Below are 12,967 nucleotides of genomic sequence, written 5' to 3'. Positions count from 1 at the left end.
CCCCTACGCGGTCGGCGCCCAGGCCGGCAGTGGCTCGGTCCGCCCGAGCCACTCGGCCGAGGGCGCCCCGTCCGCGCCGGAGGCGACGATGCCGCCCACGATCGCGCAGGTCGTGTCCATGTCGCCGCCGACCTGGGCCGTGCTCCAGAAGGCGCCTTCGAAGTCACCAAGGCCACGCGCCGCCGACCAGATGGCGAACGGCACGGTGTCGTGCGCGGTCGTCCTCCGGCCACAGCCGAGGACGGCCGCCACCGTGGACGGGTCTCCGTAGTCGAGCATGTCCTTGGCGCGGCGCAAGCCTGCGCCCACCGCGCTGCGCGGGACGAGCGAGATCACCCCGTCCAGGAGGTCCTGAGGCGTGGGAGGCCCCGCGGCATCGGCCACCAGAGCCGCCGCGGCCGCCACCGCCATCGAACCCACGACGGCCTCCCGATGCTGGTGCGTCGGGTAGGCGGAAATCTCGGCCTGATGCGTGGCCTGCTCGGGGTCGTCCGCGTAATAGGCGCCGAGCGGAGCGATCCGCATCGCCGCGCCGTTCCCCCACGACCCCCGCCCGTCGAAGAGCGCGGAGGCGAGGGTCCGCCAGTCGCCACCCTCCCGCAGTTGCTGCAGCAGCCGGTTCACGGCGGGCCCGTACCCGCGGTCGACGTCCTGGCGCTCCGCGAACGACCGCGCCAGTTCGTCCTGGTCCACACGCTCGTGAGCGGCCAGGACGGACACCACTGAGGCAGCCATCTCGGTGTCGTCGGTCCACTGCCATGTGCCGTCCGGCAGTGCGCCGGCCTTGAGCAGCGGGTAGTTCGCCGGAACGAAGAATTGTGATCCCAGCGCGTCTCCCACGGAGAGTCCGCGCAGGCTGGACAGGGCGCGGTTCAAGCGCCCGTCGGGTGAGGAGTCAGCGGTGGTCATCGCATCGACACTCTATCCGGTGACTCCGTACGATTCCGGTTCGCGCCAGCGGTCGAACGGACGGTCCAAGGTGTATTTGCCGTTCTCCCCGAGAACGAGCACGCGCATCTCCGCGTTCCCAGGATTCGACAGCGACTCGAAATCCGCGACGGACCAGTGGAACCAGCGCATACAGAACAGCCGCATGGTCAGCCCATGGGTCACGAGCAGGACGTTCGGCGGATGGTCCGCGGACTCGAAGCTACGGTGCAGACTCTCCAGGAACGCGCCCACCCGGTCGTACACGTCCGCCCCCGACTCCCCTTGGGCGAACCGGTAGAAGAAGTGCCCATAGGCATCGCGATACGCCTTCTGCAGCCGCACATCCGCGCGGTCCTGCCAGTTCCCCCAGTCCTGCTCCCTGAGCCTGGGCTCTTCTCGGATGCGTACGAGGTCGGGGTCGAGCCGGAAGGCGCGGAAGGTCTCGTGGGTGCGCCGGTACGGAGAGACGTACACGCTCACCCGCTCGCGTCCGAACAGACGCCGGAGGTCCTCGCCTGTGGTCTCGGCCTGGCGCCACCCCTTGTCGGTGAGCGTCAGGGCGTGATCGGGCTCGCGCTCGTAGATGGTGTCGTCGGCGTTCCCTTCGGATTCGCCGTGCCGGACAAGAACGATGCGCCGCGGTCGTGCCATGCACACGACCCTAGATCGCCGGGCGGCTTCGAGCACCCGTGCGGGCCCTGCGGCGGAGGTCATGTGGATCACAACGACAGAGCGACGGGCACGCGCGCGTGGTCACCCGCTCAGACCGTCCAGGTCGACTCCAGTTCCACGATGTCCCCCGTGATGGCCGCGATGTCGGCATCCGTCTGGGCGCGCGCGGAGAGCCGCTCCACCCGGTCGACCTGGTACTTTCCGTGCTCGGCCGCCGAGCGCCACATGGAGAGGACCAGAAACTCGCCTCCTGGGGCGTCGCCGAACAGTCCCCGGACCATGCCGGGCGAGCCGGCCATCGCCGGGTTCCACACCTTCTGCTGCATCAACGTGTAGTGCTCGGCCCGGTCGGCGCGCACCGTGCAGTGCGCCACCCGCACAACGTCCGCGTCGGTGAACCGCGGCTCGAACCCGGTCTTCACATCGAAGCGATGATCGAAGAGCTTCGCCTGGAGGTTCTTGTACGTCCCCGACTGCGCGGCCGCGAGCCGGTCGTGGGAGCGCGCCATGAAGGAGTCGTAGAAGGCACGGCTCTCCCAGAAGCCGAATACATGGGCCACACCGGGCCGTTGCCTGCTCCAGCCCCCGCCCTGACCACGGAATCCCGGCTCTCCCAGAAGCCCCGCCCATTTCCGCTGTCCCCGCTCGAAACCCCGACGATCCACCACAGTGCAACGAATCCACTTGACCAGCACCGCGCCATCGTACGGCGCGCCGGCTGCCTGCCGTGGTGGTCCCGAACCCACGGTCGAGACGCCTCTGAGGAGATGGTCGTGTTGTTGTCAGTGGGACCACGTAGCGTGTCCGTAGTACTCAACATCGCACCGAGGAGGGGGAGTTCGGTGAGCAGCCTCCGCAAGGGGATCGAGAAGATCGAGATCGGCCTGAAGTGGGACCCGAGCCCGATGGGCTCGCCTCCCCACGACCTGGACCTGATCGCCGCGGCGTACACGGACGACGACCCGCACGGCAGCCCCGCCTACATCGTCCATTTCGACAGCCGTTCGCCGGACGGGACCATCACGCTGAACCGGGACAGCAGGACCGGACAGGGTTTCGGTTTCGACGAGGTCATGACGCTCGAACTGGAGCGGCTCGCGTCCTCGTACGCGCGCGTGGTCGTGGGCGTGGCCATCCAGCAGAGCGAGCAGGAGCCCGGTCGTGCCAAGGTCTTCGCGGACATCCCGAACACGGCGGTCCGCATAAGAGAGGGCTACACCGACCTGTCGCAGCACGACTTCGCGGTGGTCTCCGGCGCTTCTGCGACCACGGTCGCGGAGTTCACCCGGGGTGCCGACGGGGAGTGGGTGTTCCACGAGGCGGTACGGGGCTTCGACGACGGCGATCTGAACGCGTTCGCCGCGGCGATGGGCGCTCTCTAGGCACATTCGGCGCGCCCACTGCGGGGTTCGGACGCCTACGCCAAAGGGCGGCGGAACCGTAGTGGTTCCGCCGCCCCTCAGTTCAGGCGTTCAGCCGGATCAGGCGTTCAGCCGGATCAGCTGCAGCCGCTGGTCGAACCGCAGCCCTCGCAGATGTAGCAGGAGCCGGCCCGCTGCATCTTCGTTCCGCAGGAGAAGCAGAGCGGGGCGTCGGCCTGGATGCCCAGCTGCATCTCGACGAGCTCGGCGCTGGTGTGCGCCTGCTGCGGCACCGACTGCGCGGTGGCGTCCCCGGCCTTCGGCGTCTCGACGGCCTTCAGCTCCTGGGCGCGGGGCGCCGACTGGGCCAGGGCCTCGACGTCGACCTCGGGGTCGTCGATGGACGGCTCGTACGAACCCGTCTCCAGGTGACGCTGACGCTCCTCGGCGGAGTGGATGCCGAGCGCCGAGCGCGTCTCGAAGGGCAGGAAGTCGAGCGCCAGGCGGCGGAAGATGTAGTCGACGATCGACTGCGCGATCCGCACGTCCGGGTCGTCCGTCATGCCGGCCGGCTCGAAGCGCATGTTGGTGAACTTCGAGACGTAGGTCTCCAGCGGCACCCCGTACTGGAGGCCGACCGAGACGGCGATGGAGAAGGCATCCATCATGCCCGCGAGGGTGGACCCCTGCTTGGACATCTTCAGGAAGACCTCACCGAGACCGTCGTCCGGGTAGGAGTTGGCGGTCATGTAGCCCTCGGCGCCGCCCACCGTGAAGGAGGTGGTGATGCCGGGACGGCCCTTCGGGAGGCGCTTACGGACCGGGCGGTACTCGACGACCTTCTCGACGGCCTCACGGATCGTCGCCTCGGTCTTCTCGGTGACCTCGGTCTTCGCCTGCTCCTTCTTCTTGGCGGAGAGGGGCTGACCGACCTTGCAGTTGTCGCGGTAGATGGCGAGCGCCTTGACGCCCAGCTTCCAGGCCTCGAAGTAGACCTCCTCGACGTCCTCGACGGTCGCCGTCTCCGGCAGGTTGACCGTCTTGGAGAGCGCGCCGGAGATCCACGGCTGGATGGCCGCCATCATGCGGACGTGGCCCATCGCGGAGATGGAACGCTCGCCCATGGCGCAGTCGAACACCTCGTAGTGCTCGGGCTTGAGGCTCGGGGCGTCGATCACATTGCCGTGCTCGGCGATGTGGGCGACGACCGCCTCGATCTGCTCCTCCTGGTAGCCCAGGCGGCGCAGGGCCTGCGGCACGGTGCCGTTGACGATCTGCATCGAGCCGCCGCCGACCAGCTTCTTGAACTTGACCAGGGCGAGGTCGGGCTCAAGACCGGTCGTGTCGCAGGACATCGCGAGACCGATGGTGCCGGTCGGGGCGATGACGGACGCCTGAGCGTTGCGGAAACCGTTCTTCTCGCCGAGGCGGATGACGTCCTGCCAGGCCTCCGTGGCGGCGGCCCAGATCGGAGAGTCCAGGTCGTCCATGCGGACGGCCGCCGTGTTGGCGTCGGCGTGCTGCTTCATGACGCGCTGGTGCGGCGTGGCGTTCTTCGCGTAGCCCTCGTAGGCGCCGACGACCGCGGCGAGCTCGGCCGAGCGCTTGTAGGACGTACCCGTCATCAGCGAGCTGATCGCACCGGCGAGAGCGCGGCCGCCGTCCGAGTCGTAGGCGTGGCCGGTCGCCATGAGCAGGGCGCCCAGGTTCGCGTAGCCGATGCCGAGCTGACGGAAGGCACGGGTGTTCTCGCCGATCTTCTGCGTCGGGAAGTCCGCGAAGCAGATGGAGATGTCCATCGCGGTGATGACCAGCTCGACGACCTTCGAGAAGCGCTCGACGTCGAAGGACTGGTGGCCCTTGCCGTCGTCCTTCAGGAACTTCATCAGGTTCAGCGAGGCGAGGTTGCAGGACGTGTTGTCCAGGTGCATGTACTCGCTGCACGGGTTCGAGCCGTTGATGCGGCCGGACTCCGGGCACGTGTGCCAGTGGTTGATGGTGTCGTCGTACTGGATGCCGGGGTCGGCACAGGCCCAGGCGGCCTCGGCCATCTTGCGGAAGAGGGACTTGGCCTCGACCTCTTCGATGACCTCGCCGTCCATGCGGCCGCGCAGGCCGAACTTCGAGCCGGACTCGACGGCCTTCATGAACTCGTCGTTCACACGGACCGAGTTGTTGGCGTTCTGGTACTGGACGGACGTGATGTCGTCGCCGCCCAGGTCCATGTCGAAGCCCGCGTCACGCAGGGCGCGAACCTTCTCCTCTTCCTTCACCTTGGTCTCGATGAAGCCCTCGATGTCGGGGTGGTCGACGTCGAGGATGACCATCTTGGCCGCGCGGCGCGTGGCGCCACCCGACTTGATCGTTCCTGCGGAGGCGTCGGCACCGCGCATGAAGGACACGGGACCCGAGGCGTTGCCGCCGGAGGAGAGCAGCTCCTTGGAGGAGCGGATGCGGGAGAGGTTCAGGCCGGCGCCGGAGCCGCCCTTGAAGATCATGCCCTCTTCCTTGTACCAGTCGAGGATCGACTCCATGGAGTCGTCGACGGACAGGATGAAGCAGGCCGAGACCTGCTGGGGCTGGGGCGTGCCGACGTTGAACCACACCGGCGAGTTGAAGCTGAAGATCTGGTGCAGGAGCGCGTAGGCCAGCTCGTGCTCGAAGATCTCGGCGTCGGCGGGCGAGGCGAAGTACTTGTTGTCCTCGCCGGCCTTCCGATACGTCTTCACGATGCGGTCGATGAGCTGCTTGAGGCTCACCTCGCGCTGCGGGGTGCCGACGGCGCCCCGGAAGTACTTGCTGGTGACGATGTTGACCGCGTTCACCGACCAGAACTCGGGGAACTCGACGCCACGCTGCTCAAAGTTGACCGAGCCGTCGCGCCAGTTGGTCATGACGACGTCACGATGCGCCCATTCCACCTCGTCGTACGGGTGCACACCAGGGGTGGTGTGGACGCGCTCGACAGGCAGACCCTTGTTGGCCTTGGCTCCCTTGGCTCGGGAGCCTCGTGCCGGGCCGCTCGCCGTCTCTGTCATGCCGCCTCCCATATATCGGGCTAAAACGCCCTAAAGTGCCCGGATCTTCCCGTGCACGGTGTCTGTCTTGTGTTGCGGCCGCAGTTCTTGCCGCCCGCAACAGGTCTTGGGGTCGCCGCCGCCCGGCCCGTGGCCGTCAGTCGGCTGCGTGGGCGGGCACGGGGACTTCTGCAGTCCCGCCGGGCCCGCACTCGCTCTGCGTACGCTCTTCGCCCGCGCCGTCCGTTTCCGCGCCGGGCGTCTGTTCCCTCAGTTCCGCGATGGCCGACTCGAAGTCCTCCAGCGAGTTGAACGCCCGGTACACGGACGCGAACCGCAGGTAAGCGACGAGGTCCAGCTGCTGAAGCGGGCCGAGTATGGCCAGGCCCACGTCGTGCGTGGTCAGTTCGGCGCTTCCGGTGGCGCGTACCGCCTCCTCGACCCGCTGGCCGAGCTGGGCGAGGGCGTCCTCGGTGACCGGACGACCCTGACACGCCTTGCGTACGCCGTTGATGACCTTGGTACGGCTGAAGGGTTCGGTCACCCCGCTCCGCTTCACGACCATCAGTGAGCACGTCTCCACCGTCGTGAAACGGCGGGAGCAGTCCGGACACTGACGGCGCCTGCGGATCGACGTGCCGTCGTCGGTGGTGCGGCTGTCGACGACACGACTGTCGGGATGCCTACAGAAGGGGCAGTGCATGATCTCCCAACCCTCCTTCACGGCACGACTCGATAGCCACAAGAGGCTGAATCACGCCTCTCGAAGCAGCCCCAAGCATAGGCGATGACCGCGACCAAGATGGACCGGGGACCACAACTTCTGGGCTGCGGATCCAATCCAACCACTACATCTGGGGTTCGGTCGCTTTTTAGGGCCCATGCGCGTGTCGGGCGTGTCGCACGCGCGGAACGCCTCGCACCAGCTGCGGCAAGGGCCGCGCGACGCTCGAATCCGCACCGGCACGACACGAGAAGGAACAAGGGCGGTGCCTGGTCGACGGAGAGGCGAGTGGCAGAATGTGGGGACCCACGGGCCGAGCCTCGACTCCAACGAAGAAGCGTACCGGATTGAGCTGAATTGCCGCCCCGCTTCGAGGTCGCCGTACACCCAGGTACATGATCACGACAAGCAATCGACGGTTTTTCACTCGAACGTGTGTTTGGCGCAACCTTTCGAAAGGAACTACCGTTGGCTAGCTAGGGAGACATTCTCGAGAGGGGCCTACCGACGTGACCACGACCGCAGACAGTGCCACCATCACTGCCCAGGGCCGCGCCCAGGGCCGACTCGAGCCGGTGCATGCCATGAATGACACAGCCATGAGTCAGGAGGGCCCCAAGCCGGGGCGCTCACTGCCCGGCCGGCCCCCAGGTATCCGCGCGGACAGCTCGGGGCTCACGGACCGGCAGCGCCGCGTCATCGAGGTCATCCGGGACTCGGTGCAGCGTCGGGGGTACCCGCCGTCCATGCGGGAGATCGGCCAGGCGGTCGGCCTGTCCAGCACATCGTCGGTCGCGCACCAGCTGATGGCGCTCGAGCGCAAGGGCTTCCTGCGCCGCGACCCGCACCGCCCGCGCGCGTACGAGGTCCGTGGTTCGGACCAGCCCAGCGCGCAGCCCACGGACACCGCGGGCAAGCCCGCGGCTTCGTATGTGCCCCTGGTGGGCCGGATCGCCGCCGGTGGTCCGATCCTCGCCGAGGAGTCGGTCGAGGACGTCTTCCCGCTGCCCCGGCAGCTCGTCGGTGACGGTGAGCTGTTCGTCCTGAAGGTCGTCGGCGACTCGATGATCGAGGCCGCGATCTGCGACGGGGACTGGGTCACGGTCCGCCGCCAGCCCGTCGCGGAGAACGGCGACATCGTCGCCGCGATGCTCGAGGGCGAGGCCACGGTCAAGCGCTTCAAGCGGGAGGACGGCCATGTCTGGCTCCTGCCGCACAACTCCGCGTACCAGCCGATCCCCGGTGACGAGGCGACGATCCTCGGCAAGGTGGTGGCCGTCCTGCGGCGCGTCTGACGCTCCTCCCTGACCGGGCCCCGGAACCAACTGCGCCGGTTCCGGGGCCCAGCGCTGTCCGCGCCAGGCTCCGTGCGTGCTCCGTGCGTGCGGGTCGGGTCCTATTCCGCTTCCGCCTTCTTCGCAGCCGCGTCGATCGACGAGAGCGAACGCCGCACCTGGTTCCGGTCCGTCGTGAACCAAAAGTCCGGCATCGAGGCCTTCAGATAGCTGCCATAGCGTGCCGTCGCCAGCCGGGGGTCCAGGACCGCGACCACGCCGCGATCGCCCATGGCCCGGATGAGGCGGCCCGCGCCCTGCGCCATCAGGAGCGCCGAGTGTGTCGCGGCCACAGCCATGAAGCCGTTGCCACCCGCTTCCTCTACGGCCTTCTGGCGCGCGCTCATCAGCGGGTCGTCCGGCCGCGGGAACGGGATCTTGTCCATCACGACCAGCTGGCAGTTCGGGCCCGGTACGTCCACGCCCTGCCACAGCGACAAGGTTCCGAACAGACAGGTCTCCGGGTCCGCCGCGAAGGCCTTGATCAGCTCCCCCAGGGTGTCCTCGCCCTGCAGCAGGATCGGGAACTCCGGAATCCGCGTCCGCAGTTCCTCGGCCGCCGCCTGCGCCGCCCGCATCGACGAGAAGAGGCCGAGCGTACGGCCGCCGGACGCCTGGATCAGCTCGCTCAACTCGTCCGTCATGTCCGTGCGCGTACCGTCACGCGTCGGCTTCGCCAGATGCTTGGCGACGTAGAGGATGCCCTGCTTGCGGTACTCGAACGGCGATCCGACGTCGATCCCCTTCCAGACCGGCAGGTCCTCGCCCTCGGTGCCTTCGGGGGCGAGGCCCATCGAGGCCCCCACCCCGTTGAAGTCGCCGCCGAGCTTCAGTGTCGCCGAGGTCAGGACGACAGAGCGGTCGCTGAAGAGTTTCTCCCGCAGGAGGCCGGACACCGACATGGGTGCGACGCGCAGGGAGGCTCCGAAGCGGTCGTGGCGCTCGTACCAGACGACGTCCCACTCCGAGCCGTTCGCGATCCGCTCCGCCACGTCGTGGATGTTCTCCACGGCGGCGAGGGCCTGCTTGCGGACGGCGTCCTCGTCCTGGACCGACTTGTCGCGCGTGGTGCCGATTGCGGTGATCACCGTACGGGCCGCGTCGCGCAGGGCCATGAGCGCGTAGCCGAGGTCCTCGGGGACTTCCTCGAGGCGGCCGGGCAGGGCGAGCTCCATGACCCGCTCGAAGCCTTCGGAGGCGGTCTGCAGCTGGTCCGCCGCCTTCTCGTTGACCAGCTTCGCCGCGCGTCTCACCGCCCGGGTGACCTGGCCGGGAGTCAGCTCCCCCGTCGCCACCCCGGTCACCCGCGAGACCAGTTCGTGCGCCTCGTCCACGATCAGCACCTCGTGCTGCGGCAAGACCGGCGCGCCCTCGATCGCGTCGATCGCGAGCAGCGCGTGGTTGGTCACGATGACGTCGGCGAGCTTGGCGCGCTCCCGTGACATCTCGGCGAAGCACTCCTGGCCGTAGGCGCACTTCGACGCTCCCAGGCACTCGCGCGAGGAGACCGAGACCTGCGACCAGGCCTTGTCCGAGACGCCGGGCGTGAGGTCGTCCCGGTCGCCCGTCTCCGTTTCGTCCGCCCAGTCCCGCATGCGCAGCAGGTCCTGGCCCAGTTTGCTGGTGGGCGCGGCCGCCTCGAACTGGTCGAAGAGGCCCCCTTCCTCCTCCTGAGGTACGCCCTCGTGGAGACGGTGCAGGCACAGATAGTTCGACCGGCCCTTGAGCATTGCGAAACTGGGGCGGCGCCGGAGCAGTGGGTGCAGCGACTCGACCGTGCGCGGCAGGTCCCGCTCCACGAGCTGGCGCTGCAGCGCCAGCGTGGCGGTCGCCACGACCACGCGCTCCCCGTGGGCCAGGGCCGGCACGAGGTAGCCCAGCGACTTACCTGTGCCGGTGCCCGCCTGGACAAGCAGATGGGAACCGTCGTCGATCGCCTCGGCGACGGTCTCGGCCATGGTCACCTGGCCAGGGCGCTCCGTGCCGCCGACAGCGGTGACGGCGGCGTGCAGGAGCTCGGGGAGTGAGGGCTTCGTCATAGCTCGACCACCCTAAACGGAGCCACTGACAATCCGGCGATCACGGCTGATGCAGCGGATTGGCAACGGTGCCGTGCACGGCCGCGTGCGGGCGGTCGGCGCGGTCGCGGTAGCCGTCGAGATGCAGCCGGTTGCGGTTGAGGCACAGGCGCTCGATCCGCGGAGTCAGCAGGTCGAACATCTCGTACCGCTCCTTGAGCTCCGGGAAGCGCGCGTGGTGGCGCAGGATCTCGGCGCGCACCAGGGACCAGAACTCGTCCTCGGGGAGCCCTAGTTGCTCCTCGTACAGCGGCGCCAGGTAGCGGAAGACGCCGACGAAGAGTCCCGAATGGATGAACTGGGTCAGGAACGCGGGGTCCTCGGTGAGCAGGACCTCGCGCACGTCGTCAGGCATGGAGTCGTGCTCGGGGAGCGCCTCCGAGCTGATGTTGACGTCGTCCACGAAGTCCTTGACCGCGAGCCGCACGGGCACGTCCTGGTCGTCGAAGACGACGATGGCGTTCTCCCCGTGCGGAGAGAAGACGGTCCCGTAGCGGTAGAGAAAGCGCAGCAGTGGGGGCAGCAGCGCGGCGAAGAGCCTACGGAGCCATGTCTTCGGGTCCAGGCCCGAGCGGGCGACGAGCTCCGCGACGAACGCGCGCCCTTCAGTGTCGATGTGCAACAGGGAGGCGAGCGTTCGGGCGCGCTCTCCAGGGGCGAGGTGCCGGGTGAGGGGCTCGCGCCAGATGGCGCCCAGCAATTCCTTGTACTGGTAGGGGACTTCGTCGAGCCCGTCGTACAGCGGGTGTTCCACGGTCACGGATGCGACCTCGCCCAGCAGGATGACACCGCATTCGTCGCGCAAGAAGGGGTCGGCATCGCGCAGTGCGTGCACCCATGTGGTGACGGCGGGCGCCGCCCAGGTGCGTTCCGTGGGAAGTCCGCGCCATACAAGGGTGTTGAGGATGGAGAGCGGCAGCTTCACGGTGTGCCGGTCGGGGCGAGCCGTGTTCAGGAACGTACGGATGGACTGCTGGGGCAGGCGCAGATCACCGTCCGTGGGGAGCGGAACGATGTCGTTCGTGGCGATGGACGGCGCGAAGAGCGGCAGCACGGTGTCGTCCCACTGCCAGGGGTGCACGGGGAGATAGAGATACGCCGCCGGGTCCAGTCCGCGCGACCGGAGCGCCTGCGCGAACAACGCCCGGGTCGGCCCGTCGAGTTCGCCGTCATAGAGGGAGGCGGGATCCTCCAGGCCCGCGACGCCTCGGTAGCTGGCGAGGGCAGTGTGCACCGCGAGCCACGGGAGGCGGGTGAGGCGACGCGACTCCGGTGCCCAGCGTGCGGTGTCGGTCGCGGAGAACCCCAGACGCCCCTTGTTCAGTACGAGCCAGGGGTGGCCGGTCTGGTGCCCCTCGAGCTCGGCGTATCCGAGGTCGGCCAGCTGCGACGCGGTGAGCGCCGTGTGGTCGAGGCGGGCGTCGGCGGCGAGGGTGACGGTGAGTTCGCGGATGAGATGGCCGAGGGTGCTGCCGTCGAGGCCGAGAGCGTGCTTGGCCCGCAGGAGGAAGGCGAGCGGGTCGGTGACGGGCTCGCGTCCGCCTTCGGCCGGAGCCGTTCCCGCTGTCCCGGTCGGCTCGCTTTCCGCATGCCCGGTCGGCCCGTCCTTGCCCGGCAGGCCGGCTTCCCACTCCAGGCTCGCCGGGTCGACCTGCCAACTGCCGTACGCGCCGCGGCGGGCGCGGAAATGGATGGTGCCGCCGGTCTCCCTCTCTTCGACCCCGGGGCCGCCGGGGAGCGGCAGGGCGTAGGGGCGGGGGTCGGGGCCGGCCGGGGTGAGGGCCGTCGGTCGCAGGATGTCCTCGTAGGCGAATTCGCCGATCAGCTTGGCCAGGAGCCGTGCGCCCGCCCTGCCCCAGTTCCCGGACGTGAGCTCGGGCGGGTCGTAGAGCTCGGCCGGCTCTTCGGAACTCGGGGCGACGGACGGATTCGGCACGGGGACTCCTCGGACGGGAACCGGATCGGGTCGAGGTTCGTTACAGAGAGTGATTGGCCTGGAGCACGTTGCGCAGGGCGCGGTCACGGACCATGAGCGCGGCCCTTTTGTCGGGGAGGTCCACCTCGGCGAAGAAGCGGAATCCCGCGCCCAGGAAGGCGGAGACGGAGGGGGTGTTGCGAAGGTCGGGTTCCGCGATGACGCGCGCGCAGCGCGGTCGATGGTCGAGTACGAGGTCGGCGACGGTTTTGAGCAGCGTGGTGCCGAGACCTCGTCCGCGGTCGGTGATGCCACCGATGAGGAGGTGGATTCCGGTGTCGTGCGGGCGGGCGGGGTAGTGGCGGGCCAGCGGGTCGAGGTCGGCGCGGTAGATCTCCCAGTAGCTCATGGGCGCGCCGTCGAGGACTCCGAGGCAGGGCACGCTGCGTCCGTCGCCGTCGAGTTGGGGGCCCAGGTGGTCCGCGGTGACGGTGTCGGGTCCCGCGAGCTCCCAGAAGGCGGCCACGGCGGGGTCGTTCATCCAGCGGCTGAGGAGTGCCAGGTCTCGCTCGACGCGCACCGGGACGAGCTGGAACACGCCTGAGGGAGTGGTGACCGGTCCCCACTCCCCCACGCCGTCCAGCAGGTCGTGCTCGGTCAGGGCCGTGGGGTCGGGGGCGAGCCGGTGCCCGCTGTCCTGCCCCGCGATGAGCGCGAGCAGTTCGTCGGGCAGGCGCAGGTCCAGGGTGTCCTGGAAATCGGCGCTGTCCGCACCGTCCGCGCTCCGCGTGTGCTCCGCGTTCTCGGCGCCCTCCGAACTCTCCGCGCTCCCTGCGCTCTCCGCCTGCTCCGCGGGTGGGGCGGGGGCGTGCGGGACGGCGGTGGGAGTGGTGTCGGCGTCGGTGCTCGCATCGGTGGGAGGCAAGGCGACGCTCC

The 12,967-nt window shown here is 68.8% G+C and carries 10 protein-coding genes; 2 read left to right on the top strand and 8 right to left on the bottom strand.

Going from position 1 to position 12,967, the window contains the following annotated elements:
• Positions 1-3: 3 nt before the first annotated feature.
• The 3 genes from ABT004_RS08895 to ABT004_RS08885 form a co-directional block, all read right to left on the bottom strand.
• On the bottom strand, positions 4-909 hold the full coding sequence (locus tag ABT004_RS08895) for an ADP-ribosylglycohydrolase family protein (RefSeq protein ID WP_351333026.1): 906 nt from the start codon (positions 907-909) through the stop codon (positions 4-6).
• A 12-nt stretch (positions 910-921) separates the two neighbouring features.
• Positions 922-1,581 carry a histidine phosphatase family protein gene (locus ABT004_RS08890; protein WP_351333023.1) on the bottom strand — a complete coding sequence of 220 codons (660 nt, stop codon included), beginning with the start codon at positions 1,579-1,581 and terminating at the stop codon, positions 922-924.
• Between the two features lie 110 nt (positions 1,582-1,691).
• Positions 1,692-2,297, bottom strand: a complete 606-nt coding sequence (locus ABT004_RS08885) for a YdbC family protein (RefSeq protein ID WP_351333020.1) — start codon at positions 2,295-2,297, stop codon at positions 1,692-1,694.
• A gap of 147 nt (positions 2,298-2,444) precedes the next feature.
• On the opposite strand from ABT004_RS08885, the gene ABT004_RS08880 reads away from it, so the two are divergent.
• Complete coding sequence (locus tag ABT004_RS08880; RefSeq protein WP_351333017.1) at positions 2,445-2,984, top strand: TerD family protein; 540 nt, start codon at positions 2,445-2,447, stop codon at positions 2,982-2,984.
• Positions 2,985-3,100: 116 nt separating this feature from the next.
• Here the strand turns inward: ABT004_RS08880 and ABT004_RS08875 are convergent, their stop codons facing one another.
• Both ABT004_RS08875 and nrdR read right to left on the bottom strand, forming a co-directional pair.
• On the bottom strand, positions 3,101-6,001 hold the full coding sequence (locus tag ABT004_RS08875) for a vitamin B12-dependent ribonucleotide reductase (protein ID WP_351333015.1): 2,901 nt from the start codon (positions 5,999-6,001) through the stop codon (positions 3,101-3,103).
• A gap of 136 nt (positions 6,002-6,137) precedes the next feature.
• Positions 6,138-6,683 (bottom strand): transcriptional regulator NrdR, encoded by a 546-nt coding sequence (nrdR, locus tag ABT004_RS08870; protein WP_351333092.1) that lies wholly within the window; start codon positions 6,681-6,683, stop codon positions 6,138-6,140.
• Positions 6,684-7,213: 530 nt separating this feature from the next.
• Here nrdR and lexA point away from each other — a divergent pair.
• Complete coding sequence (gene lexA / locus ABT004_RS08865; protein WP_327661174.1) at positions 7,214-7,999, top strand: transcriptional repressor LexA; 786 nt, start codon at positions 7,214-7,216, stop codon at positions 7,997-7,999.
• A 101-nt stretch (positions 8,000-8,100) separates the two neighbouring features.
• On the opposite strand, the gene ABT004_RS08860 is transcribed toward lexA, so the two are convergent.
• From ABT004_RS08860 to ABT004_RS08850, 3 genes are read right to left on the bottom strand one after another with little or no spacing between them, the layout of a single operon-like run.
• On the bottom strand, positions 8,101-10,077 hold the full coding sequence (locus ABT004_RS08860) for an ATP-dependent DNA helicase (protein WP_351333011.1): 1,977 nt from the start codon (positions 10,075-10,077) through the stop codon (positions 8,101-8,103).
• A gap of 40 nt (positions 10,078-10,117) precedes the next feature.
• Positions 10,118-12,052: an IucA/IucC family protein gene (locus ABT004_RS08855; protein WP_351333009.1), complete on the bottom strand. Its 1,935-nt coding sequence runs from the start codon at positions 12,050-12,052 to the stop codon at positions 10,118-10,120.
• A gap of 40 nt (positions 12,053-12,092) precedes the next feature.
• Positions 12,093-12,956, bottom strand: a complete 864-nt coding sequence (locus ABT004_RS08850) for a GNAT family N-acetyltransferase (protein ID WP_351333006.1) — start codon at positions 12,954-12,956, stop codon at positions 12,093-12,095.
• Positions 12,957-12,967: the final 11 nt, after the last annotated feature.

The organism is Streptomyces sp. NPDC002790, assembly GCF_040295505.1.
Lineage (GTDB): Bacteria > Actinomycetota > Actinomycetes > Streptomycetales > Streptomycetaceae > Streptomyces.
The sequence above is the reverse complement of the archived record's forward strand: the minus strand, read 5'-3'. Positions and strand labels throughout refer to the sequence as shown.

What these genes read in the sequence shown, in the direction of transcription:
- ABT004_RS08890 (WP_351333023.1), bottom strand. Translation starts at nt 1,581, where the DNA reads ATGGCACGACCGCGGCGCATCGTTCTTGTCCGGCACGGCGAATCCGAA.
- ABT004_RS08860 (WP_351333011.1), bottom strand. Translation starts at nt 10,077, where the DNA reads ATGACGAAGCCCTCACTCCCCGAGCTCCTGCACGCCGCCGTCACCGCT.
- ABT004_RS08875 (WP_351333015.1), bottom strand. Translation starts at nt 6,001, where the DNA reads ATGACAGAGACGGCGAGCGGCCCGGCACGAGGCTCCCGAGCCAAGGGA.
- ABT004_RS08895 (WP_351333026.1), bottom strand. Translation starts at nt 909, where the DNA reads ATGACCACCGCTGACTCCTCACCCGACGGGCGCTTGAACCGCGCCCTG.
- nrdR (WP_351333092.1), bottom strand. Translation starts at nt 6,683, where the DNA reads ATGCACTGCCCCTTCTGTAGGCATCCCGACAGTCGTGTCGTCGACAGC.